This window comes from Methanobrevibacter sp. UBA212 (assembly GCF_905233225.1).
GTDB lineage: Archaea > Methanobacteriota > Methanobacteria > Methanobacteriales > Methanobacteriaceae > Methanocatella.
In genome coordinates this window covers 1-24328 of sequence record NZ_CAJODJ010000040.1, presented here as the reverse complement: position 1 = coordinate 24328, position 24328 = coordinate 1, and the positions used below count along the sequence as shown (strand labels likewise).

The 24328-nt window shown below is 38.8% G+C and carries 19 protein-coding genes, 1 tRNA gene and 1 pseudogene; 15 read left to right on the top strand and 6 right to left on the bottom strand.

What is annotated here, in order from left to right:
* Window positions 1–196: 196 nt before the first annotated feature.
* The 3 genes from QZ138_RS09540 to QZ138_RS09530 all read right to left on the bottom strand — a co-directional run bounded on the left by QZ138_RS09540 (window position 197) and on the right by QZ138_RS09530 (window position 4238).
* Window positions 197–1396 (bottom strand): DegT/DnrJ/EryC1/StrS aminotransferase family protein, encoded by a 1200-nt coding sequence (locus QZ138_RS09540; RefSeq protein ID WP_292888809.1) that lies wholly within the window; start codon window positions 1394–1396, stop codon window positions 197–199.
* A gap of 3 nt (window positions 1397–1399) precedes the next feature.
* Window positions 1400–3244 (bottom strand): nucleoside-diphosphate sugar epimerase/dehydratase, encoded by a 1845-nt coding sequence (locus tag QZ138_RS09535; RefSeq protein ID WP_292888808.1) that lies wholly within the window; start codon window positions 3242–3244, stop codon window positions 1400–1402.
* Window positions 3245–3377: 133 nt separating this feature from the next.
* A complete protein-coding gene (locus QZ138_RS09530) occupies window positions 3378–4238 on the bottom strand; it encodes a coenzyme F420-0:L-glutamate ligase (RefSeq protein ID WP_292888807.1) in 861 nt (286 codons plus the stop codon).
* A gap of 81 nt (window positions 4239–4319) precedes the next feature.
* Here QZ138_RS09530 and QZ138_RS09525 point away from each other — a divergent pair, with 81 nt between their 5' ends.
* The 13 genes and pseudogenes from QZ138_RS09525 (at window position 4320) to fbp (ending at window position 21449) form a co-directional block, all read left to right on the top strand.
* The gene (locus QZ138_RS09525) at window positions 4320–4895 is read left to right on the top strand and encodes a pyruvate kinase alpha/beta domain-containing protein (protein WP_292888806.1); all 576 of its coding nucleotides are present in this window, start codon (window positions 4320–4322) and stop codon (window positions 4893–4895) included.
* Window positions 4896–5018: 123 nt separating this feature from the next.
* Entirely contained in the window at window positions 5019–6155 is a 1137-nt protein-coding gene (ftsZ, locus tag QZ138_RS09520; protein ID WP_292600714.1) for a cell division protein FtsZ, read from the top strand.
* A gap of 110 nt (window positions 6156–6265) precedes the next feature.
* Window positions 6266–6445, top strand: coding sequence for a protein translocase SEC61 complex subunit gamma (locus QZ138_RS09515; RefSeq protein ID WP_292888805.1), 180 nt, complete (start codon window positions 6266–6268; stop codon window positions 6443–6445).
* Between the two features lie 233 nt (window positions 6446–6678).
* A complete protein-coding gene (locus QZ138_RS09510) occupies window positions 6679–7149 on the top strand; it encodes a transcription elongation factor Spt5 (RefSeq protein ID WP_292600718.1) in 471 nt (156 codons plus the stop codon).
* Window positions 7149–7631 (top strand): 50S ribosomal protein L11, encoded by a 483-nt coding sequence (locus QZ138_RS09505; protein WP_292600720.1) that lies wholly within the window; start codon window positions 7149–7151, stop codon window positions 7629–7631. Before QZ138_RS09510 ends, QZ138_RS09505 begins: the two co-directional genes overlap by 1 nt.
* A 180-nt stretch (window positions 7632–7811) precedes the next feature.
* Window positions 7812–8424 (top strand): annotated as a pseudogene (locus QZ138_RS09500) (50S ribosomal protein L1).
* Complete coding sequence (locus tag QZ138_RS09495; RefSeq protein WP_292888804.1) at window positions 8424–9434, top strand: 50S ribosomal protein L10; 1011 nt, start codon at window positions 8424–8426, stop codon at window positions 9432–9434. Before QZ138_RS09500 ends, QZ138_RS09495 begins: the two are co-directional and overlap by 1 nt.
* 57 nt (window positions 9435–9491) lie before the next feature.
* Window positions 9492–9797 (top strand): 50S ribosomal protein P1, encoded by a 306-nt coding sequence (rpl12p, locus tag QZ138_RS09490; RefSeq protein ID WP_292600726.1) that lies wholly within the window; start codon window positions 9492–9494, stop codon window positions 9795–9797.
* A gap of 174 nt (window positions 9798–9971) precedes the next feature.
* On the top strand, window positions 9972–12668 hold the full coding sequence (gene alaS / locus QZ138_RS09485) for an alanine--tRNA ligase (RefSeq protein ID WP_292888803.1): 2697 nt from the start codon (window positions 9972–9974) through the stop codon (window positions 12666–12668).
* A gap of 416 nt (window positions 12669–13084) precedes the next feature.
* On the top strand, window positions 13085–18400 hold the full coding sequence (locus QZ138_RS09480) for a right-handed parallel beta-helix repeat-containing protein (RefSeq protein ID WP_292888810.1): 5316 nt from the start codon (window positions 13085–13087) through the stop codon (window positions 18398–18400).
* Window positions 18401–18802: 402 nt separating this feature from the next.
* A complete protein-coding gene (gene thiI, locus QZ138_RS09475) occupies window positions 18803–19957 on the top strand; it encodes a tRNA uracil 4-sulfurtransferase ThiI (protein WP_292888802.1) in 1155 nt (384 codons plus the stop codon).
* 59 nt (window positions 19958–20016) lie between these two features.
* A tRNA-Gln gene (locus QZ138_RS09470) sits at window positions 20017–20088 on the top strand.
* Window positions 20089–20351: 263 nt separating this feature from the next.
* Window positions 20352–21449, top strand: a complete 1098-nt coding sequence (gene fbp, locus QZ138_RS09465) for a fructose-1,6-bisphosphate aldolase/phosphatase (RefSeq protein ID WP_292888801.1) — start codon at window positions 20352–20354, stop codon at window positions 21447–21449.
* A 47-nt stretch (window positions 21450–21496) separates the two neighbouring features.
* Here the strand turns inward: fbp and QZ138_RS09460 are convergent, their stop codons facing one another.
* The gene (locus QZ138_RS09460; protein WP_292888800.1) at window positions 21497–21736 is read right to left on the bottom strand and encodes a DUF3781 domain-containing protein; all 240 of its coding nucleotides are present in this window, start codon (window positions 21734–21736) and stop codon (window positions 21497–21499) included.
* A gap of 73 nt (window positions 21737–21809) precedes the next feature.
* Between QZ138_RS09460 and QZ138_RS09455 the strand changes: the two genes are divergently transcribed.
* Both QZ138_RS09455 and QZ138_RS09450 read left to right on the top strand, forming a co-directional pair.
* Window positions 21810–22919 carry an ABC transporter permease gene (locus QZ138_RS09455; protein ID WP_292888799.1) on the top strand — a complete coding sequence of 370 codons (1110 nt, stop codon included), beginning with the start codon at window positions 21810–21812 and terminating at the stop codon, window positions 22917–22919.
* A gap of 9 nt (window positions 22920–22928) precedes the next feature.
* Window positions 22929–23627 (top strand): ABC transporter ATP-binding protein, encoded by a 699-nt coding sequence (locus QZ138_RS09450; protein WP_292603030.1) that lies wholly within the window; start codon window positions 22929–22931, stop codon window positions 23625–23627.
* A 24-nt stretch (window positions 23628–23651) separates the two neighbouring features.
* Here QZ138_RS09450 and QZ138_RS09445 read toward each other — a convergent pair whose 3' ends face one another.
* Window positions 23652–23795 (bottom strand): hypothetical protein, encoded by a 144-nt coding sequence (locus QZ138_RS09445; RefSeq protein WP_292888798.1) that lies wholly within the window; start codon window positions 23793–23795, stop codon window positions 23652–23654.
* Window positions 23777–24007: a hypothetical protein gene (locus tag QZ138_RS09440; protein WP_292888797.1), complete on the bottom strand. Its 231-nt coding sequence runs from the start codon at window positions 24005–24007 to the stop codon at window positions 23777–23779. Before QZ138_RS09440 ends, QZ138_RS09445 begins: the two co-directional genes overlap by 19 nt.
* Between the last annotated feature and the right edge of the window lie 321 nt (window positions 24008–24328).

Genomic DNA, 24328 nt, shown 5'->3' with positions numbered 1-24328 from the left:
AGTACATCAAAGAGATGTAAATGCTGCAAAAAACATTTTAGACGAAGGTCTACGCGCCACTGGTTCAATGGTGCTATGCTTAGTAGATTTCATGCCTAACGGTGAAAACAAATTCATTTATAAATATGAATGGAAATGTTTTGTCGACTCACCAGGTATGGCCTAAGAATCTCCAGCTTCTACAAGCTGGAGCGGTTCAATATTCTTTTAATATTTCAAGTAAGTTTTTGGCAATATAGTCCACTTCATCATCGCTTAAGGTTGAATAAATCGGTAGACTTATTTCATTTTCAAACAAATGATATGCATTAGGATAATCCTTAATGTCGAATCCCAAATTCCTGTATGCTGTCAAAAGCGGAAGCGGCTTGTAATGGACGTTGGTGCTTATGCCACGTTCCTCCATTTTTATGATTATTTCATTTCTCTCTTCCAGGCCTATGCCCTCAAGCCTTGCAAGGTACAGGTGGCCTGATGAGATGTGGTCTTCGCCGGTATGCTTGGGGACAATGACTTGTGTGTCTTTGAATGCACTTTCGTATTTTTCAATGATTTCATGTCTTCTTTTTAAAAGTGAGTCATATCTTTTCAGCTGGCCAAGACCTATTCCTGCCTGAATGTCTGTCATGTTGCACTTGTAGGCCGGAATCAGGATATCATATTCCCATGATCCTTTCTGGGTTTTTTCCAATGCGTCTTTTGTCTGACCGTGAAGTGAATAAATCTGATAATCCTTATAGAGTTTTTCATCGTCAATGCCCTCATGTGACTTCCAGGTTACCGCTCCTCCCTCTGCTGTGGTCAGGTTTTTGACCGCATGGAATGAAAAGCAGGTAAAGTCGGCAAATGTTCCGGATTTTTTATTATTCTGGACGGCACCGAAACCGTGGGCTGAGTCAGCCACAACGATGATTCTGTTGAATGCTTCCTGAATCTCATTGGATGGTGAGAACAAATCTTTTTTGTCCTCAATCACTTCAAATATTTTGTCGTAGTCACATAGGATGCCCGCAATGTCCACGGGGATGATTGCCTTTGTCTTTTCGGTTATTGCTTCGGCCATTTTTGAATAATCCATTTCTTCCCGGTCTGTTTGGCTGTCAATCATTACAGGTGTCGCTCCGACATGGCAGATTACGCTGCAGGAAGCGGTATAGGTATATGCAGGCACGATTACCTCATCGCCCTTTCCAATGCCCAATACTCGCAGGGTCATTTCCAAAGCGGTGGTTGCTGCGCTTAGGCAAACTGTTTTTGCGCTGCCGCAGTACTCTGTGATTTGCCGTTCGAATTCCTTTGTTTTCGGTCCGGTTGTAATCCAGCCTGATTTAAGTGCGGCTATTACTTCCTCTATTTCTACATCTGTAATGTCCGGGGGTGAAAAAGGTATATTCATTGTCTATTCTCCATTAACTTCTTCAGGTTCCTTATATGTAGGAACGCATTTTTTCATAGTTTCTTTAATTTCCTCTTTGGAGGTATTCTCATTATTTATGATTTCCCTAAACATGTCAAGCTTCTCTTCGACATCATCCATGGTCAAATCCATAGGTTCGGTTATGAATATCTTTTCATGCTTAGTTTCTTCAAGGTTTTCTTCATCCATCAGAAGCTCTTCGTAAAGCTTTTCTCCAGGTCTCATTCCTGTAATTTCAATTTCCATATCCTCTCCAAGGGTATATCCGGATAGTTCAATAAGACTTTTTGCCAGATCATAAATCTTGACAGGCTCTCCCATGTCCAGAACGAATATTTCTCCGCCTTCTGCATAGGTGATTGCCTGCAGGACCAATGCTACAGCTTCAGGTATTGTCATGAAAAATCTGGTAATCTCCTTGTGGGTTACGGTCAGTGGTCCACCATGGGCCATCTGCTTTTTGAATAGCGGAACAACGGATCCGTTGCTGCCCAGAACGTTTCCGAAACGAACAGCCACATATTCGGTATCACTTTTTTTGTCCTTGGCCTGGATTATCATTTCGCATAGCCTTTTGGTGGCTCCCATGATGTTTGTCGGATTTACTGCCTTGTCTGTGGAAATCAGGATAAATCTCTTAGCGTTATACTCATCAGAACAGTTTACAAGATTGTATGTTCCGAACACATTATTCTTGATTGCCTCTGTAGGGTTGTTCTCCATCAGCGGCACATGCTTATGCGCAGCTGCATGAAATATGATTTCCGGTGTGTACTTCTCAAATATTGCATCCAGCCTTTCCTTTTCACGGATGTTTGCAACGATTGCACGTATGTCATTGTTCGGATGATTGGTTTTCAGTTCCAGCTCAATGTCATACAGGCTGTTTTCATAGTTGTCCAGAATCAGAAGCTGCTTTGGATTGTGAATCATTATCTGTCTTGTGAGCTCTGAACCGATTGATCCTCCCGCACCGGTTACCAGAACGACTTTTCCCTGAATCAGGTTTTTGATGTTCTGGTTGTCAAGCTCAATAGGGTCCCTTCCAAGCAGGTCTTCAATTCCAACATCCCTGAGGCTGTGGTAGAGGTTTTCCTCTGTTATCAGTTCGGTCAGGCTTGGAAGGACCTTCACCTTAGCGCCGGTCTTGTTGCACAGTTCAAGGATTTCCTTCTTGTTCTTGTTGTCGATATTCACAATTGAAAAGAATATCTCGTCAACATCGTTTGCATTACAAATCCTTATGATGTCGTTTCTGTCTCCGATTATTCTAACTCCCGCAACAGAATATCCGATACGCTTCTTGTTGTCATCTATGATACCGATAATGTCGTACTGGCCCTTTAGGGTGGAGTTTATGGTTTTGATTATGTCGTTGGCGGAATATCCTCCTCCGATTATCAGAAGCCTTTTCTGGTTTTTGGAAGTTGGCTTGATTCCCTTGTGCGCAACGTCAGACAGAAGGACATAGCGGATTATCAGGCGATATGAAATCATGATTATTCCAATGACTAATCCAGTTATCAGGTTAAGCTTGATTGATGGATTTTTCATTCCCAAAAACAGATCTTCAATCAGTGACACTACAAGTGAGGATATCAGTGAAAGAACGATGTATAATATGTAATCCTGATTGTTTTCATAACGGATGATGTTTGTATATCTTTTGGATAGTCTGAATATTACTTGAAAAACAATTATGGCTAGGACAATGCTTATTATGATTTCATTTCTTGTTATTGCACTTGTAGGCTGCATTAGAAATGAATCCGTAATCAGCACTGATACAAGATAATAACCCAGAACGATTGAAATGCAATCCATCATGGGCAATAGGTAATTTCTATATTTGGCAATACCATCTATATTCACAAAATCAAATCCGTTATAATTTATATTAATTAAATATTTATGTTTCCCATTAATATAAAACTTTCTTACTAATTATTTTCATCCCGAATTAAATTTTTCTGATGATGACTGCAGGGGTGTGGGTAATGGAATCAAGGTCCTCGATGGTAACCTCATTGATTTCGGAACCTAGAACCTCCTTAACGCTATGGATTGTTTTCATTTCAGTGGACAGTGATTTCTGGTAGTCTTCAGCGATGTTGGCGATTTTAAGGCCTGTTTCAACATCAATCTCTTCGCTGCAGCCAAGGGGTGTTGATCCCATATTTTCCGAAAGCTGTCCCTTGAGGTATCCGAAAAATCCGTTGTCGGCGTCGATGCCGTCTATGGCTATCGGAAGGCCTGTGAAATATTTCCCGTTTTTCATGTAGGTTGCATCGGTATCGATAATCATCACGCACACGTCCTTGCCGATTTCCTTTTTGATGTCGCATGCAACCCTTTCGGGATTTTCAGGAAGAAGCGAAACGAATGTTCCTGGAGCATTGCTCAGGTCAATTCCTGCTTCGGAAGCCGGTTTGAGTGCATGCTTTAGGCCATACAACTGAAGGACCACTTCTTTATGGGCTTCTGTTTCTTTTGGAAGCTTCCTCAGGTTTTTGATTGTTCTTTTTTTGATTCCCAGGGCAGGTCCCAAAACATAGCCCCACAGATACTTGCTCCACACGACGGTCAGGAATTTTGCCGTCAGTGACGGGCTGTATTTGGATTCGTCTACCAGACGGTTCTGTGAAACGGAAATTGGAGTTTCTGCAATAACAAGATAGTCATCATCTTCCATCAGTTCCCTTGCCGGTTGGATTATGCAGTCCAGATTGTCATTCGGTTTGATATAACCGGTTTCTATGGGAATTACGATATAATCTCCATTTTTCACATGTTTTATATTTTCAAGTTCCGAAGTTTCCATAAAAATCTTTATTAAAAATTGATATTAAATATATAATATGATAGAGTTTTAAATAATTATCTATTCAAAAGAGGTATAAATATGGAAAGAAAATTTATCACATATTTCGAAGAGCAAGGAAATGACTATACAGATGACTTAATCAAAGCAGTTAGAGATAAACTGGATTCTTCCGGCGACATTAAAAGAATATTGATTGCCTCATCAACCGGGGAGTCCGCACTAAAATTATACGGCGCTCTTGATGATGAGGATATTGAAATCATCAATGTGACTCATCACATGGGATTCAAGGAAGATAATGTTGCGGACATATCCGACGAAATGATTAAAAAGCTTGAGGATGTTGGAATCAAAACATACATCGGAGCACATGCATTCAGCGGAGCTGCAAGAGGAGTCACAAATAAGTACGGCGGATTTTCACCTCTTGACATTGTGGCAGACACCCTGAGAATGTTCTGCCATGGTATTAAGGTTTCAGCGGAAATTTCAATTATGGCAGCAGATGCGGGACTGATTCCCGTTGGCGAAAAGATTATAGCAATCGGTGGCAGGGGTCACGGTGTTGACACTGCAGTTATCTTGACACCGGTCAATGCCAAAAACCTTTTCGATTTGAAGTTTCATGAAATTATAGCAATGCCAAAAGATTAAACAATTCTTTTGGTTTTTGGAAAATTTTTTCATATTTATATAACAATGAGTTGCATTTAAATATTAGTAAAAATAGAAATATTTAACAATTATTTTAAATAGCAGAGTATGTGGGGTTAAGTTGTGAAATTTATAGATGATGCAATCAAAGAATCCGAACAAAGAATGGAAGAAAATACACCTGATAATATCTCTTCTGACATAGATGAAGAGCTTATTGGTATAATGAAAGGTGTTAAAACTAATATTTATGTTGTTGGTGCCGGAGGAGCAGGAAACAACACCATTTCAAGATTAAATGAAATGGGTATCGAAGGGGCAACAACAATTGCAGTAAATACTGATGCTCAAGATTTATTTTACAGTCAGTCTGCCAAAAAAATCCTTTTAGGAAGACAAACTTCAAAAGGATTAGGTGCAGGCGGAGAACCATCTGTAGGTGAAGAATGCGCTGAAGAAAGTGAAGATGAAATCAGAGATGAATTGGAAGGCGCAGACATGGTATTTGTCACATGCGGTCTTGGTGGGGGAACCGGAACAGGTTCAGCACCAATCATTGCAAAGATTGCTAAAAAATTAGGTGCATTAACCGTTGCTGTAGCTACCTTGCCATTTTCTGCTGAAGGTATCAAAAGAAGAGAAAATGCGGAACAGGGTTTAGAAAAACTTCATGAAGCTGCTGACACTGTAATTATAATCCCTAACGATAAGTTATTGGAAGTTGCACCAAACTTACCTTTAAACAAAGCATTCATGGTGTCTGATGAAATATTGGGCAGAGCCGTTAAGGGAATCACAGAACTCATTACCAAGAAAGGTCTCGTAAGTCTGGACTTTGCTGATATCAGAAGCATTATGAGCGGTTCCGGAATGGCTATGATTGGTATGGGAGAATCCGATTCTGGCGACAGAGCATTAGAATCTGTACATGAAGCATTAAGCAGCCCATTATTGGACATCGATATTTCCAATGCTACCGGTGCTTTAGTTAACATATCAGGAAGTTCTGATTTAACATTACATGAAGCTGAAAAGATTGTTCAGGTTGTTGCAGATAAATTGGATCCTGAAGCAAATATCATTTGGGGTACTCAAATTGATGAAAGTCTCCAAAATGTTGTTAGAACCACTGTGGTCGTTTCAGGCATTAAATCCGATTCTTCTTCAAATGATTCACCAGATATTGAATATGCTGAAGAAGAACCTGAATCTGAATCAAACAACGATCAATTAGACGATTTCATTGATGGAATCTTCTAATTCTATCTTTTTTATTTTTTATAAAAATACAAAGCTTTATTAATGGATAAATTACATAGTATTTATTACTATATTTTTATGATTATCAATTTTATAATTCGGGTATTCAAATGAATGTGCAAGAAAGTTTTAACAAATTTATGAAAGATGCAAAAAGAGTATTAAAAGTATCAAGAAAACCTGATAAGGCCGAATATTTCGATTTGGCTAAAATTTCAGCTCTTGGAGTTGTTGTAGTCGGTGGTATAGGTTATATTATCGTCTGTTTAGGTCACATTATTGGTTTATAAAACCAATACATTTTATTTTTTTGATTCATTTAATTTTTTTTGTTGCATAATTTTTTCTCAAAATATATTGTTTTTTGAAAAGTTTTATATACTATAAGTTACCATATTTATTACTATTATAGAAACTTATTTTTCAGACATTTTTTTTCTGAAAATTATGGCTTTTATAATATTTTTAACTTAATGTATGATTTTATTAACAAGCAAAAATTTAAAAAATAGGTGAATTTTTCATGGAAGATACTAACAGTTCCATATATGCTCTTAAGACCTCAGCTGGTCAAGAAAGAAATGTCGCAAGGCTCTTAGCCCGTAAGGCTAGAACCATTGATGGCGTTGGCATTTCTGCAATTCTTGTTCCAGAATCTTTAAAAGGATATATTTTGGTTGAATCTTCAACAAAGATAGATCTGAGAAACCCTGACTTAAAGGTACAACATTTAAGAGGGGTTGTAGAAGGTAGTGTTGGTATTACCTTTGAAGAAGTGAAAAGATTCTTAAAGCCAGAACCTATTATTTCCTCTATCCAAAAAGGAAGTATTGTCGAACTTATTTCTGGTCCGTTTAAAGGTGAAAGAGCAAAAGTGGTTCGTATTGATGAATCACGTGAAGAAGTCGTTCTTGAGTTAATAGAAGCGGCAGTACCTATTCCGGTTACTGTTAAAGCTGATCAAATTAGAATAATTCAAAAGGAGGCTGACTGATGGCTAAAGATACAGTCGAAGTTCTTATCGAAGGTGGAACAGCTACTCCAGGCCCACCATTAGGACCTGCTTTAGGACCTCTCGGTATTAACATGATGCAAGTTGTTGAAGAAATCAACAAAAAAAGTGCTGACTTTGCAGGAATGAAAGTGCCTGTAATCATCAGTGTTGATAGAGATACCAAAGAATTCGAAATCGAGATTGGTACCCCTCCAACCACTGCACTCATCATGGAAGAATTAGGCATCGAAAAAGCTTCTCATGAACCAGGTTTAGACATCGTCAATGATGTACCTATTGAAACCGCTTTAAAAATCGCTAGAATGAAATTCGATTCATTACTCGCAAACGATTACAAAGCTGGTGTCAAAGAAGTCATGGGAACCTGTGTTAGTATGGGATTATCTGTTGATGGTAAAGACCCAAGAGAAGCACAAAAAGATGTTGATGCTGGAGTATACGACGATATTTTAACAGAATAAATATTGTCCTTTAAAATTTAAATTAAGTTAATAAATACAGTGTATATGATGTTATAATTTAATTATAATTGATATACTGTTTTTAATTCATGCAATCGTTTAAGAATTTTTTTCTTGTAATCGATCTCATGAAACCGAAAAAAATCCAATGAACAGAAAATGTTCATGGGGGATGAATTAATGACACAAGATGTAGTTAACGCGGTGAAGGAGGCTAAAGAACAATCAAAGCCGAGAAACTTCACTGAGTCCGTAGATATTATTATTAATATCCGTGACTTAGATGTCAACAAGCCAGAAAATAGGTTTAATGAGGAAGTTACTCTTCCTAACGGCCGTGGCAAAGATGTTAAAATCGGAGTCATTGCTGATGGGGAACTCATTGTTCAAGCTAAAGATGCTGGTCTTGACACTGTAATCAACAAACAGGATTTAGAAGAGTTTGGAAAAGACAGGAAATCCGCCAAAAAAATGGCTAACTCTGTTGATTTCCTCATAGCTCAAGCTGATATGATGCCACTCGTTGGTAGATTCCTCGGTCCAGTTTTAGGTCCTCGTGGAAAAATGCCAAAACCTGTGCCTGCAAGTATCAAATTAGATCCTCTTTTAGAAAGATTACAGAACACTGTTAAAGTTGGCTTAAAAACACAAGCTAGTATTCAGGTTGTTGTTGGAAGCCAAAACATGTCAGACGAGGATATAGCTGAAAATGTGGAAACTGTTCTTACAGTGAAGTCAAATAAAGTCCATGTTTATTAAAACAACTATGGGACCAGTAGTGAGGGTGATCTAATGGCTCATGTTGCTGAATGGAAAAAGGAAGAAGTTAAAGAGCTAAAAGGTATCATCGGCGAATACGACGTTATCGGTATTGTCGACTTAATGAACATTCCTGCTAAACAGCTCCAGGAAATGAGAAAATCTCTCAACGGCAAAGCTGTTATCAGAATGTCCAAGAAAAACCTTATTGACTTAGCTTTTGAAGATTGCAATGCTGAAAAAACCAACATTGTTGATTTGTCTGAACATATGGATGGTCAAGTTGCACTTGTCGCAACTGAAATGAATCCTTTCAAATTGTACAAAATATTAGAAGACAGCAAAACTTCAGCTCCTGCTAAACCAGGAACCATTGCTCCTGAAGATATTATTGTGCCTGAAGGGGACACCGGATTTGAACCAGGTCCATTCTTAGGTGAATTACAACAAGTCGGAATTCCTGCTAAAATCGACAAAGGAAAAATATGCGTTCAAAAAGAAACCGTTGTAGTGGCAGCTGGTGAAGAAGTATCCAAACAAGTTGCAGCAACATTATCAAGAATGGATATTAATCCTATGGAAGTAGGGATTGATTTAAAAGCAGTATACGAAGAAGGGTCTGTTTACACTTCTGATTTACTCGCAATCGATGAAGAACAAACATTAGCTGACGTACAAAACGCATTCAGAAATGCATTCAACTTATCTGTAAACGCAGCTATTCCTACTGATGAAACTATTTCCACTATCATTACTCTTGCATACACCAGAGCTATTAACGTTGGTGTAGAAGCAGCAATAATGACTTCTGAAACTTCAGAACCGATCATCGGTTTAGCACAAGCTAAAATGTTAGCATTAGCATCCGAAGTTGCTGACGCACCTGGTGCTATTGATGACGAATTAGCTGAAAAACTTTCTAATGTTGCTGTAGCAGCTGCTCCAGTAGTAGAGGAAGTTGTTGAAGAAGAAGAGGAAGAAGAGGAAGAAGAAGAAAGTAGCGAAGAAGAAGCAGCAGCTGGGTTAGGAGCTCTCTTCGGTTAAATTGATTTAAAATTTTTATTATTATAAAAAACTAACACTTTAAAATAAATAAATAACATGGAATATATATATGCGGCAATGATTTTGCACAGTGCAGAAAAAGATATTAACGAAGAAAATGTTAAAAGTATTATTGAAGCAGCAGGAATTGATGCTGACGATGCTAGAATCAAAGCATTAATCGCAGCTTTAGAAGATGTAGACATCGACGAAGCTATGGAAACTACTGCTATGGCAGCAGCAGCACCAGCAGCTGCACCTGCAGCAGCTGAAGCTGTTGAAGAAGAAGAGGAAGAAGAAGAGGAAGAAGAAGAAGCTTCTGAAGAAGAAGCAGCAGCTGGATTAGGTGCTCTCTTCGGATAGATTTTTTAAATCTATCACCTTTCTTTTTTATTTTCTTTTTTTTAGAATCACGACTTTTTTTGAACTATTTTTTAGACATTTTTTACTTGCGCTTATTTTTTCATTGAATTTTCATTAATTATTTATTTGTAAAAAATCATAGTTTATACTAATGAATAATTAAGACTGATTCATATGGTAGAAATTTTTGACGAACTTGGTTATAAAAAACAAACATGTAAAACTTGCGGACAGGAGTTTTACTCCCAAGTCGATAGAGACACTTGCGGAGACGCTCCATGTGATGAGTATGAGTTTATTGCAAATCCTGCAACCGATAAGCCATACAACTTATATGAAATCCAGAAAGTTTTTAGAGAATTTTTAGAAAGTGAAGGGCACACTCATGTCCACAGATATCCTGTGCTTGCCAAAAGATGGAGAGATGACGTATTCCTGGTTGGAGCTTCCATTTTCTGTTTCCAGCCTTGGATTACATCAGGCCTTGTAAAGCCACCTGCAAACCCTATTGAAATGGCTCAGCCTTCAATCAGGCTCAACGATGTTGACAATGTCGGAAGAACCGGCCGTCACATGACCTGCTTTACAATGGGAACACACACTGTCATCAACAAGGAAGATGACTTCATCTACTGGGAAGACCGCACAATCGAATTGTGCCACAAATTCTTCGAGCACATCGGAATCAACACCGAAGAGATCACTTTCATCAAATCCTGGTGGAGCGGTGGAGGTAACGAAGGGCCATGCTATGAGGTATGCTGCCGTGGAGTGGAGCTTGCAACATTGGTGTTCATCCAATACGAAACCCTTGAAGACGGATCCAAAAAGGAAATTCCAATCAAGGTTGTGGATACCGGTTACGGGCTTGAACGTATCGCATGGATTTCACAGGGAACCCCAACTGCATACGACGCATGCTTTGCGCCTGTCGTTGACAAGCTTAAGGAACTGACAGGTGTTGAAATAAACGAGGACATCCAGGGAAGAAACGCCCAGATTGCAGGTATGATGGACATTGAGGATATCGGGGACTTGAAAGAGCTAAGACAGCAGGTTGCAGACAGCTTGAATCTCTCTTTGGATGAATATCTGAAAGCTGCCGAACCTATGGAGGCAATCTACATCATTGCAGACCATACCAGATGTTTGGCTTTCATGATTGCAGACGGCATCATTCCGTCCAACGTCAAGGAAGGTTATCTTGCAAGGCTGGTTTTAAGAAGAACCATAAGATTCATGAAGGATCTCGACATGAAGGAATCCCTTGCGGACGTCATGGCAATTCAATTGGACTTCCTCTCCAAGTTCTACCCTGAAATTCGCGATTCAGAAGAACATATCATGAATATCATTAAATTGGAGGAGGAAAGGTATGCGGCCACCGTCAAGAAAGGTAAAAGCATCGTCAGAAGGTCAATCAAAAGGCTTAAAAAAGAGGGCAAGTCAGAAATGCCTCTTGAAATGCTCATCGACTTATATGACGCTCATGGAATTCCTCCGGAAACCGTTGTTGAAATGGCAGGAGATGACTTTACAGTCAATGTTCCGGATAACTTCTTCACACAGGTTGCAGGAGCACATGAAAAGGATACTACCAACAAGAAGTCCACATTCAAGGTGGATTTCCCTGAAACCGATTTGCTGTTCTATAAAGATTTCTACCAGAAAGAGTTCGAGGCCGAAGTTTTGGGTTTGGTTGAAAAGGATGGGGACAAATGTCTCATCTTCGATAAAACAGTATTCTACCCTGAAGGAGGAGGCCAACCTTCAGACATTGGTGAAGTTTCCATCGACGGAAATTCATTTAAAATGTATTATGCCGAAAAGGTTGACAATGTAGTATTGCATCATGTAGATGGGGACATCACAGATGATGTTGTAGGCAAAAAAGTTGAAGGAAAACTTGACTGGGAGAGAAGAATCACCCTTGCACGCCACCACACAGGAACTCACCTGGTCATTGCTGCCGCACGTAAGGTTTTAGGCCAGCATATCTGGCAGGCAGGATCACAGAATGACCTTACAAGGGCACGTATCGACCTTTCACACTACAAGCGTATCACACAGGACGAGCTTAACGAAATCGAAAAATTGGCCAACGAATATGTAATGGCAAACATCGACCTGGACATCCAGTTCCACACCCGTGACGAGGCTCAGGAACTCTATGGATTTGTTCTCTATCAGGGAGGTATCGTTCCGGGCAAGATGATTCGTGTTGTGAAAGTTCCGGGAGTTGACGTTCAGGCCTGTGCGGGAACACATGTCATGAGGACAGGTGTTGTCGGACCGATTAAAATCAACAAGACAGAAAGGGTTCAGGACGGTGTCGAAAGGATTGACTTTTCAGCAGGCCTTGCGGCAATCGATTCAATGCAGCACGACAGTGAGCTTCTGCGTGAAAGTTCAGGCATATTCAAGGTCGAAAACGACCAGCTGCCAAAAACCTGTGACCGTTTCTTTTCAGAATGGAAAGCGCAGAAGAATGAAATCGACCGCTTAAAATCAGAGATTGCAAGCTTAAAGATGAACTCTTTGGCTGATGAATACGATGAAATCAATGGTCTGAAAGTCGTCCATCAGCTTATCGAAGCGGACTTCAAGGAGCTTCAGAAAATGGTTACCGACTTTACTGACAACGGCAAGGCCGATGTGGTCATTATGGGTAACAGTGACGGCAAGATCGTTGGTGCGGCTTCACAGACTGCAATCGATAACGGAGTCAAAATCAATGAAATCATCAAAACCGCTGCAGGAGTTTTAGGCGGTGGCGGAGGTGGCCGTCTGACACTTGCGCAGGGCGCAGGTAAAAATGCGGACAAGATGGATGAAGCCATTCAGACCGCAGTTGATTTAATCAAAGGATAATTTTTATCCTTTCTTTTTTTAATTTTTTCCAGTATAATTATCTAATTGCTCTTGTTTTTGGATTATCTCTGACTGTTTTCATTTGTTGACCTTTTCCTCATGTTATTTTAGAATATTTTACTTTATTGTGCAAGAATTCTCTGGCTTCTTTTTTTCAGGAATTTCTACACTATTTTTGTTAATATGTCCAGTTTAGCATATTAAATATTGGATAGTTAAAGTCTATGAGATAAACACTTGCCGAAACCATCATTAATCGATGCTTCTTTAATATTTTTTGTTAAAAATAGTAAAAAGTTGTTAATATTCAATCTTTCGAACATATTTTTATATAATATTTTTAACAAAATTTTAAATGTATAGATTTTATAGGAGATAATATTATTAAGCGAAAAATAATTTTAGCCGCTTTGATAATGTTTGTATTGGTCAGCTTGACTGCAGTCAGTGCAGTTGATGCCAATCAGACTGACGATGTTGCGGCAGAAGACAGTGACACAGTCACGCAGGACATACTGACTGAAGAATCTGTTGGTGCTGGTGATTTCAAACAGTTGAATGATAACGTCACTAGTGCAACAACAACTTTGGAATTAACTAAAAATTATACTTATAATCCGGATGTGGATTTGGATTATAGGGATGGAATAAACATAACTAAGGATATTACTGTCGACGGAAAAGGATATACCATTGACGGTAACGGTCAATCAAGAATATTCAATATTGCCAATGCAACAGTTACCTTGAAAAACATTAACTTCATTAATGGTAATGCAAGTTTAGGTGCGGCAATATGCTTTGAAAACGGTAATTTGACAATCATAGGATGTAATTTCTCAAATAATGTGGGTAATGGAACCAGTTCCATGGGTGGAGCTATCTTCTTTGAAGGTAATGATTTATTGATTGCCGATTCAAAATTCATATCAAATGAAGCATATAACTGTGGAGCAGTCTCTGCCGAATCTGTGAGAGCTGAAATCAGAAACACGGAATTCAGTGAAAACGGAGCATATGACTACGGTGCATTGGGTGTTTTCAGTGGTGATGCTCTCATTGACAATTGTGAATTCAACGGCAATTATGCAAACATGTCCGCTGCGGCATTATCATTGCATGCAAACGTTACAGTCAACAATACCCGTTTCAATGAAAACCGTGCAAATAGAACCGGAGTATTGTTCTATGAAAGTTACAATTCCGATGAAGAGTTAATCATCGATCAGTGCCAGTTCATTGATAATGACTGCTGCGCAGTATACCTTTCCCATTATAATGCCAAGATTTTAAACTCAAGATTCAAAAACAGCCTTTCAGAAGATGGAATTGCCATTTATAACGGCGCAATCAATAAGTTGTACTTGTCAAACAATGACGTAAACACATTAAAGCCTCAAATCTTTACAGCATACGGTGGAGACATCACATCAGGTGTTACAGTTGAAATTTTAAACAATGATACTCGCTACTATCATCTAAATGAAACCGTAACAGTTTTCTTTTATTTCTATGATGACAATGAGAATATGATACAGGTTCAGGACTTTGATTTGCTTATCAACAATACCAAAACTGACTATGAAATTAATAAGAAGAGCATCTACCATGATTATGAAGCTAATTTCACTTCAAATGAAGTGGGATCATATCCGGTAACCATAGCAGATACATATTTATCAAATTTAACTGTAAAAACTGCTGAAATCAATATTGTGAATGTCACTGATGACTTTTCAACATTGCAGAAATTAATCGACAACGCTAACGCCACATTGACACTTGATAAAAACTACACCTACAACCCGCTTACAGATCTTTATATTTTTGGAGTAGGGGTTTCTAAGAATATTACACTAGATGGTGCAGGATTCACATTGGATGGTAAGCAGATGAGAATGTTCATTATTGTATCAGACAACGCAACAATTAAAAATATTACTTTTGTCAATGGAGCTTCATATGCCGGAGGCGCTGTCAACTGGTTTGGTAATAATGGTTTGCTTGCTGACTGTACTTTCATAAACAATATTGCAGATGATGGTGGTGCTGTTGAATGGTCAGGCCATAACGGTACTGTTTCTAACTGTATTTTCATGAATAACCTTGTTGATGGTTCAGGAGGTGCCATTGAATTTGATAATGCTAGAGATTGTGAAATTTTAGATTGTTTATTCATTAATAATCGCGCTAAATATGGTGGTGCCATTTATGGTGATGACAGTATTCATCTTAATGTTTCAGGTTCTAAGTTCATAAATAACTCTGCTGATTATTACGGCGGAGCCGTTGTGTGTGAAAATTGTTATAATGTCAATATTTTCGATTGTAGTTTTACCAATCATTCTGCCGGCAGAGGTTCCGGCGCTTTAGACCTTACCGGATGTGATGATTCTCAAGTTTCATACTGTAATTTCACAAATAACTCCGCTAAGAGTGATGGTGGTGCTATTTTCGTGGATTCAGACAATGTTAAAATCGATAACTGTAACTTTGCAGATAATAATGCATATTTCGGTGGTGCCATTTACTGGGATAGGTATAATGGTAAGGTCTCTGACTGTAATTTTGCAGATAATGGTGCAATCTATGGTGGAGCCGTCTATTGTGGTGAATGTGATGTTGTGATTTCCAATTCTAACTTCACAGCAAACAACGCCACACAGGGAGGAGCAATTCAATGTAATGACAGTAATTTGACTGTTGGTGCATGTAATTTCACAAATAATGTTGCAGATGGCGAGTATTCCTGTGGAGGAGCTATTGACTTCAATGGTACTGAATTATTCATTGTTGATTCAAAATTCACATCAAATGAGGCATATGATTGCGGAGCAGTATCTGTTGAATCTGTAACTACTGAAATCATAAACACTGAATTCATTGGAAACGGAGCGTATGATTACGGTGCAGTGGGAATTTTCGAGGGTAATGCTTTAATTGAAAATTGTACCTTCGACAGCAATTATGCAAACAAATCCGTTGCTGCATTATCCATAAGTACAAATGCTACAGTCCACAATACCGTTTTCAAATCAAACAGTGCAGAAGATTGCGGAGCATTATTCTATGAAAGTTACAGTGAAAATGACACTCTAATCGTTGATGGCTGTCAATTCATTGACAATGACTGCAGTGGAGTACACCTCAGTCATTATAACGCCAGGATTTTAAACTCAATATTTGAAGACAGTGTTTCAGAAAGGGGCATTGCCATTTATAATGGTGTAAGCAGTAAGTTATACCTGTCAAACAATGACGTAAACTATTTCAAGCCTCAAATCTTTTCAGCATACGGTGGAGATATCACATCAAGCGTTACATGTGTCATTTTAAACAACAGGACTCGCTACTATCATTCGAATGATATTATAGAGATTTATTTAAGTTTTTATGATGACAATGAGAATATGATACAGGTTCAGGACTTTGATTTGCTTGTCAACAATACCAAAATCAACTATGTACTTTATAATGGTACTTTGTATCAGTATTATGAAGGAAATTTCACTTCAGATGAATTGGGATCATATCCTGTGACCATAGGAGATACTTACTTGTCAAATTTAACCATACAAACAGCTGTAATCAATATTGTGAATGTCACTGATGACTTTTCAGCATTGCAGAAATTAATCGACAATGCTAACGGCACACTGACACTTGATAAGAACTATACCTATAACCCGCTTACTGACGTTGACTTTGATAAGGGTGTTGAAATTAAGAATAATATTACAATAGACGGCGCAGGTTTCACATTGGACGGTAATAATCAAATTAAAATATTCTATGTTAATTCAGACAATGTGACAATTAAAAATCTTACCTTCATCAATGGAGATTCATATTCCGGAGGCGCTATCTCTTGGAAGGGAAATTACGGTCTGCTTACTGACTGTACATTTATAAACAATACTGCTGATTGGGGAGGTGCTGTTGATTGGGAAGGTAATGACGGCACTGTTTCCAACTGTCTTTTCATGAATAACTCTGCTGGTGAGATTGGTGGCGCCATTGAATTTGATGATGCTGAGTATTGTGAGGTTTTAGATTGTTCATTCATAAATAATCATGCTCCTGAGGCAGGTGCCATTTATGATGATGAGGGCTATTATCTTTATATTTCAGGATCCAAGTTCATAAATAACTCTGCAGATCAGTTTGGAGGAGCTATTATGTGTGAGCTTAGTGAAGGAGTCGATATTTCAGATTGTAGTTTTATCGCTAACTCTGCCGGTAGAAGTTCCGGTGCTATAGACTTTGCTGGTTGTGATTATTCTGTAGTTTCCTACTGTAATTTCACAAATAACTCTGCTAATGAGGATTGTGGTGCCATTGAGTGGTGGGGAGATTATGGTGAAATCTCTAACTGTAACTTTGAAGATAATTGTGCAACCAGGGGTGGTGCCATCTTCTGGTTTGATAATCCTGATGGTTTGATTTCAGATTGTAATTTCACAAATAACCGTGCAACTTATGGTGGTGCCGTTTACTGGTGGGGAGAAAATGGTAATATATCAGATTGTGATTTTGCAAATAATTCTGCAGTTAATGGTAGTGCAATCTATGGTTATAAAGGTGATGCTGTTGTTTCAAATTCCAATTTCACAGCCAATACTGCAGCTAATGGCGGTGCAATATATTCCAATTTAAATTTAACTGTCATTGGATCTCAGTTCAATAAAAATCGTGCTGAAAATGCAGGTGGCGCAATCTTTACTGCTGAAAACCTTACAGTCATAAACTCCACATTCGCCAACAATTTTGCTGAAGAGGGCAGCAATGAAATTGCAACTGTAAATGATGCCAATGTGACCCTTGAAAATGTATCTCCTGAAAATTTAACCGTAGCGGCTCATGTCGACATTACTGCATTAGTCAATGATGTAAAATACGGAAGTGATGTTGAAATATATGTCATTGTGAGAAAAGACTCAAGGAATCTGGATGAAGGATCAGTGTTTATTTTAATCAACAATAAAACCTACAGTGCCAATGTCGTTAACGGAACTGCAAAAATCAAGATTCCTAATTTGGATGCTGGAGATTACGACAACCTCAAAGTAATCTTTAATGGAAGCAGCAAATATGCCAACAGTTTTGATGTAGTCAGTTTCAGTGTTTTAAAACTGAATACAACAGTAACTGTTGCTGCAAAGACATATGTCATCAATTACGGTGGAAAATATTCTGTAACCATTAAGGATGAAAATGGCAAAGTCCTTGCTGGCAAAACTGTTACATTAACTATAAACGGCAAGGAGTATAAGGCAACAAGCGATGCTAATGGTGTTGCAACATTCAGCCTAACAAAATCAATGCTCAAATCCTCAGGTGTTAAAACAGTAATCGTTAAATTTGCAGGAGACAACAATTATGTTGGATCAAATGCAACCGCTAAAATAACTGTTAATAAAGAAGCGGTTAAGATCCTCAAGGCCAAAAAGACCTACAAGTTCAAAAAGTCCAAAAAGACCAAAAACATCAAGGTCACCTTGAAAAACAGCAAAAACAATGCCATGAAAAAGGTTAAGGTCACTCTTAAATTGTCCGGTAAGAAAATCAAAGGCAAAAAGACAATCACTGCCAAAACCAACAAGAAAGGAGTAGTCACCTTCAAGCTTGGCAAGAAACTCACCAAGAAAACAAAGGTAAAATACACAATAACCTACAAGGGCAATGCATACTACAAAAAAGTAACCAAAAAAGGAAAAATTACAGTTAAGTAGATTTTACCAATCTACTTATTTTTTCTATTTTTTTTTAAGACAATGCCCATATTCACCAGTTCAATTCAATCATCAAACAGGTTCTAGATAATATATTCAAATAATTAACCTTTCCTGCATTTTAAATTATCATTTTTTTTAAACTTCTTAAGGAATAATGCAGAAATCAATGTTGCGATAATCGCTATTACATTGACAATCATTGAAGGAATCCTCAATCCCTCCGGTGCCTGCAGAATATATCCTATGGAAATCAGGACACTGAGTGGCTTTTGAATAAGTGTTAGATTAAATTTATTCGATATCCTCCGGTGATAAATACTTTTATTAACAATCAGATTTAAAAAGTAGTATGGAAGGGAGATATGTTTTTTGTAAATATTAATTTGTAGAGTTGTTTAAATGAATCATGATTTGATTATCGCAAGATATGGAGAAATAGGACTCAAAAGTCCAAAGATAAGGTCACGCTTTGAAAAAAAATTGGTTAAAAACATTAAGGCCACATTCGAATGTGAAGTTGACAGAAACCAGGGAAGGATATACATTTTCCCAAAAGACTTTGAAGAGGGAATCGAAAAGCTCAACAGGGTATTCGGAGTCGTCTCATACTCTCCGGCCACTTCAACAAAGACAACCTTCGAAGACATTGATGAAACATTGGGCAAATATGCTGAAGAGCTTATAGCGGAAAACATTCTCGATGAGAACACAAAATTTGCAATCAAATGCCGCCGTGTCGGAAAGCATGACTTCACCTCACAGGAAATGGCTGCCCACTGCGGGGGGGTTGTAAGGGATAGGATTCTTGCACCTGTTGATTTGACAAATCCTGATTTGACAATATTCGTAGAAGTAAGGGACGATGACACCTACATTTTCCATGAAAAGATTAGAGGTCCCGGCGGACTCCCATTGGGAACACAGGGGAAAGTTGTTGTTCTGCTTTCAAGCGGTATAGACTCACCGGTAGCCGCATACTTGATGATGAAAAGGGGATGTGAGGTCATAGCGCTTCACTGCAACAACGATCCCTTTTCAGGTCCTAAAGTTACTGAAAACTTCAACCTCCTGGTTGACCAGCTCAACATTTATGCCAAAGGCACTCCAATCAAAAGGAGAGTCATTGACTATGGGGAGTACTTGACCGTTGCCAAACAGAAGGCTCCCGAGAAAATGACATGTGTCCTGTGCAAGTCAGGAATGTATAGGATAGCGGAGAAATTGGCTTTAAAATTGGGGGCTGACGCCATCGTTGACGGAAGCAGCGTAGGTCAGGTTGCCTCACAGACATTATCAAACATTCTTGCAACAAGATATGGTGTTGATGTGCCGATACTGTCTCCTCTGATAGGCCTTGACAAGGAAGAGATTACCTCAATTGCAAAGGATATCGGAACATTTGAGATTTCCAAAATCGATGATGGAGGATGCAGTGCCGTACCGAAATATCCTGAAACACGTGCGGATTTGGAGCGCGTTAAAAAGGCCTGCGAGGATATGGATCAGGACAGTGAAGTCCAAAAGGCTTTTGAAAATATCAGAAGATTGGATTGATATTTTCATTTCATAATTTTTTTAAATTTAAATATGATAAAGACTAAATATTATTGTATAGTCCCGTGGGGTAGTGGCAATCCTTTTGGGCCCTGGACCCAAAGATAGCGGTTCGACTCCGCTCGGGACTACTCAATTATCCTATTTTTAAAACACCAGGTGCATTCCTTCTGCCGTTTTCCGCAAATTCAAGTAATAATTTATCTTAGCTAATTCTTTTTGACGATGGATGGATTTTTCAGCATTATTTTTTTAGGAAATTAACAGTTTGATTTGAAACAGAATTGAAAAATTAACTTCTTGACAGGCTCATGATAACAATAATTAAATAGTATACTTGTTAAAAATAATATATGTCTAGTAAATAATCAATTTACTAATCGAGGTATTTAAAATGAAAACTACAGTTAGTGTAATTAAAGCTGATATCGGAAGTGTGTCCGGACACTGTGTCGCACACCCAGAATTAATGGATATTTGTGATGAAGTTTTAAACGAAGCTTTAGAAGCAGGTATCATAAAAGATTACTATATCTCCCGTTGCGGAGACGACATAGACTTAATCATGACCCACGACAAAGGGGAAGAAAACGAAGAAGTTCACAAAACCGCATATGATGCATTCATGAAAGCTACTGCAAGAGCACGTGAATTGAAATTATACGGTGCAGGTCAAGACCTGTTATCCGATACCTTCTCCGGTAACATCAAAGGTATGGGTCCTGGTGTAGCAGAATTTGAATTCGAAGAAAGGCCATCCGACCCTGTTTTAGTGTTCTGCTGTGACAAAACCGAACCTGGTGCATTCAACTTGCCAGTATTCAGAATGTTTGCAGACCCATTCAACACTGCAGGTCTTGTAATCGACCCATCCTTACACGATGGATTCAAATTTGAAGTATTCGACGTAATCGAACACAGAAAAGTTGTTCTCAACTGTCCTGAAGAAATGTACGACTTGCTTGCATTAATCGGTTCCACCGGAAGATACGTAATCAAAAGAGTATGGAAGAAAAACGGTGAAATCGCAGCTGCAGTAAGTACCGAAAGATTAAACTTAATGGCTGGAGAATACGTCGGTAAAGACGACCCAGTATGTATCGTAAGAGCACAATCTGGTTTCCCTGCTAACGGTGAATGTGTAGATCCATTTGCATTCCCACACATGGTAAGCGGATGGATGAGAGGATCCCACAACGGTCCAATGATGCCGGTTTCAGAAGCAGAAGCAAACCCAATCAGATTCGACGGACCTCCTAGAGTAGTAGGATTAGGTTTCCAAGTGGCTAACGGTGAATTGATCGGACCAGTCGACTTATTCGATGACCCTGCATTCGACCCAACCCGTGAACAAGCTGCTAAAATCGCAACTTACATCAGAAGACACGGTCCATTCGAACCTCACAGATTACCTGCTGAAGAAATGGAATACACTTCACTTCCTGGTGTAATGGAAAAATTAGAATCCAGATTTGAAGACATGGATGATTAGATTTAAAGAGATTTTAAATCTCTTATTTTTTTTACTTTTTTTTAAAATTAGCTTTTATGGGCAGTTATTATTGTAAAGCTACTTGAATTGATGGTTATTATGCAGTCATCAACTTCAACATAATAGTTTTTACCTTCTTTTGTAACGACTGAATTGTCCTGTTTTAATTTTGAAATGCAGTAGCTTACAGGTTCTGCACTGATTTGCAAATTTTTCTGTATTCTCCCAACGCCCATTTCAGTTGTGTGTATTTTATCGATATTTTCCAAAAGTGTCTCTTTTTGCATTTTATCACCCTATTTTTGCATCTCAGTTAATGCTATAATTAGTTATTTATATATTACACTACTATTTAGTATTATGTCATTTTTAAAATTCATTCTTAAAAACCCATTCAGGAGAAAGAACAGTGCCATTCTGGCTATTGTTGGCATTGCAATAGGCATCATTGTCATTGTCGCTCTTGGTGGAATCACAGACGGTTTGGTAAATACCTTTGAAGACACGATTCATGCGGGAGGTGCCGACTTTCAGATTTCGGGAAAGGAAACCGGGGATTCGGCTTATGGTACAAACACCATAGATGCCTCATGGACGGATAAGATTGCAAAGGTTGAAGGCGTAGACTCAGCATATCCGATATATGTTGTCATGACATCGGTCGGTGATGATTACATGAACATCCTTATCGGTATAGATCCTGCAGGAACGTCACTGGCGGACATCTCCATGAAGGAGGGAAGGATTATGGAGGATGGAGAAAACGAAGCCATTCTCGGTGAAATCTATGCCGATGACAACGACTATAAGGTGGGAGATGAAATCAAAATCGACGGCGAGGAATTTAAGGTTGTCGGAATCTATGAAACAGGAGACTCGAACATGGCTGGAGGGGTGTTCACATCAATCTCCAAGGTTGGGGAGCTGATGGATGATGAGGATTCAATCTCAAACATCTATGTCAAGGTCAAGAAAGGTGTCGATGCCCAGGAGGTGGCCGACAGAATCGATGCGAAGTACGGGGATGACATAACAACAGTCACATCCGTAATGGAGATGAGTCAAATGGCCGACATGCTCAACATGCTTCAGGCATCAACTTGGGCAATTTCACTTCTGGCTATTGTTGTGGGCGGTCTTGGAATAATCAATACGATGCTTATGAGCGTATTTGAAAGGACAAGGGAAATTGGTGTTTTAAAGGCAGTCGGATGGTCAAACAAAAGGATTCTTGGAATGATTGTAGGTGAATCATTGGTCATCACAATTGTCTCAGCAATTATCGGTTCTTTAATAGGATTTGCTGCATGCACCTTCTTGGGTCCTCAAATGGGAATCGACCCGCTGTTCACTCCAAAGATATTCATCCAGGCATTTGCCATAGCCATTGCGGTTGGAATCATCGGAGGAGTATATCCTGCAATCAAGGCGGTCAAGCTTCCGCCGACAGAGGCATTGAGGTATGAGTGAGGTGATATTATGAATGCTGTAGAGATAAGCGGATTGTACAAAAGCTATGAGGACGGAAAAATCAAGGCATTGAACGGAATAAACCTCACAATCGCAGAGGGTGAGTTCGTATCAATAATTGGGCCGTCAGGTTCGGGAAAGTCAACATTGCTGAACATGCTGGGTGCACTTGACGTTCCGGATTCAGGTTCCATAACTGTTGCAGGCCAGGATTTGAAATCCTCCAAGAAACTGAACGAGTTCAGGGCCGAAAGCATAGGATTCATTTTCCAGCTGCACAATCTTATTCCAAACATTTCAGTTGTTGAAAACATTGAAATTCCTATGTTTACACAAAAGATGTCATCAAATGAGATGAGGTCAAGGGCACTGAAACTGCTTGATGATGTGGGTCTTAAGGACAAGGCTGACATGAAGCCGAATAAATTGTCAGGTGGTGAGCGCCAGAGGGTGGCCATTGCCCGTGCACTTGCAAATGATCCATCAATTATATTGGCGGATGAACCCACAGGATCACTAGATTCGAAGACAAGTAGCAAAATCCTTAAGCAACTAATCGATTTGCATGAAGATAAGAATGTAACACTGATAATTGTAACTCATGATATGGATGTGGCCAAACTTGCAGACAGAGTTGTCGAAGTTTTGGATGGTGAAATCATTTCAGCCGGCGATGACTCCTTAATCAACAGTAAAATTGATGTTTAGACATCAAATTTTACATCTATTTTTTTATGCACTTTCGATTTTGTCCTTATCGTCAATATATACGATAGTCAAAATAAGCATGACAACATGCAAAGCAAGCAGAATCAATGAGGTCTGGTTGAATGCCACAACTGAAGCGGCATTGTGGTCTATGGCGCCTCCCGCCAAACAGCGACTATGACGACTACGATTGATGATCCGATTGCTGCAAAAATCTGTCTTAGGGTATTGTTTACTGCAGTTCCGTTTTCCACCCTGTCGGACACCATGGTCAGGGTCCATGTTGTTGCAGGCATCAGGGCAAGGCCGGCACCGATTAGACGGATTGCCTGGGTTATGGTTATGAATTCAAAGGAGGAATCCTGTGTATAGAACATCATAGTTGCAAATCCTATTATCAAATTAGTGAAAGAATACTCCGACCTCTTTTAGGTTGGAGATGAATTTCACAAAAAAGACATAGGGTCATTTTTTTTAATCAATATTTTTTGGATATTACTTTTCAAATGCTCTCTCACTTTGTTTATATAATTTGTGTATTCATATATTTTTTTTGTAGTGTTAAAAAATCTTTTAATGGTTTTTTTTATTGGTTATTAGGTGTGTGTTTTATTTATGCCTGAGGTTTTGAGTTGTAAATGTGGTATTAATCCTAATTGGGATTTGAAGATTGCTTTTTGGGATGCTTTTGGAGCTTCACG

Excerpts from the sequence above, each read along its gene's own strand:
- QZ138_RS09540 (WP_292888809.1), bottom strand. The coding sequence starts at position 1,396 with ATGAATATACCTTTTTCACCCCCGGACATTACAGATGTAGAAATAGAG.
- QZ138_RS09535 (WP_292888808.1), bottom strand. The coding sequence starts at position 3,244 with ATGATGGATTGCATTTCAATCGTTCTGGGTTATTATCTTGTATCAGTG.
- QZ138_RS09530 (WP_292888807.1), bottom strand. The coding sequence starts at position 4,238 with ATGGAAACTTCGGAACTTGAAAATATAAAACATGTGAAAAATGGAGAT.
- QZ138_RS09525 (WP_292888806.1), top strand. The coding sequence starts at position 4,320 with ATGGAAAGAAAATTTATCACATATTTCGAAGAGCAAGGAAATGACTAT.
- QZ138_RS09515 (WP_292888805.1), top strand. The coding sequence starts at position 6,266 with ATGAATGTGCAAGAAAGTTTTAACAAATTTATGAAAGATGCAAAAAGA.
- QZ138_RS09510 (WP_292600718.1), top strand. The coding sequence starts at position 6,679 with ATGGAAGATACTAACAGTTCCATATATGCTCTTAAGACCTCAGCTGGT.
- QZ138_RS09505 (WP_292600720.1), top strand. The coding sequence starts at position 7,149 with ATGGCTAAAGATACAGTCGAAGTTCTTATCGAAGGTGGAACAGCTACT.
- QZ138_RS09495 (WP_292888804.1), top strand. The coding sequence starts at position 8,424 with ATGGCTCATGTTGCTGAATGGAAAAAGGAAGAAGTTAAAGAGCTAAAA.
- rpl12p (WP_292600726.1), top strand. The coding sequence starts at position 9,492 with ATGGAATATATATATGCGGCAATGATTTTGCACAGTGCAGAAAAAGAT.
- alaS (WP_292888803.1), top strand. The coding sequence starts at position 9,972 with ATGGTAGAAATTTTTGACGAACTTGGTTATAAAAAACAAACATGTAAA.
- QZ138_RS09480 (WP_292888810.1), top strand. The coding sequence starts at position 13,085 with ATGTTTGTATTGGTCAGCTTGACTGCAGTCAGTGCAGTTGATGCCAAT.
- thiI (WP_292888802.1), top strand. The coding sequence starts at position 18,803 with ATGAATCATGATTTGATTATCGCAAGATATGGAGAAATAGGACTCAAA.
- fbp (WP_292888801.1), top strand. The coding sequence starts at position 20,352 with ATGAAAACTACAGTTAGTGTAATTAAAGCTGATATCGGAAGTGTGTCC.
- QZ138_RS09460 (WP_292888800.1), bottom strand. The coding sequence starts at position 21,736 with ATGCAAAAAGAGACACTTTTGGAAAATATCGATAAAATACACACAACT.
- QZ138_RS09455 (WP_292888799.1), top strand. The coding sequence starts at position 21,810 with ATGTCATTTTTAAAATTCATTCTTAAAAACCCATTCAGGAGAAAGAAC.
- QZ138_RS09450 (WP_292603030.1), top strand. The coding sequence starts at position 22,929 with ATGAATGCTGTAGAGATAAGCGGATTGTACAAAAGCTATGAGGACGGA.
- QZ138_RS09440 (WP_292888797.1), bottom strand. The coding sequence starts at position 24,007 with ATGATGTTCTATACACAGGATTCCTCCTTTGAATTCATAACCATAACC.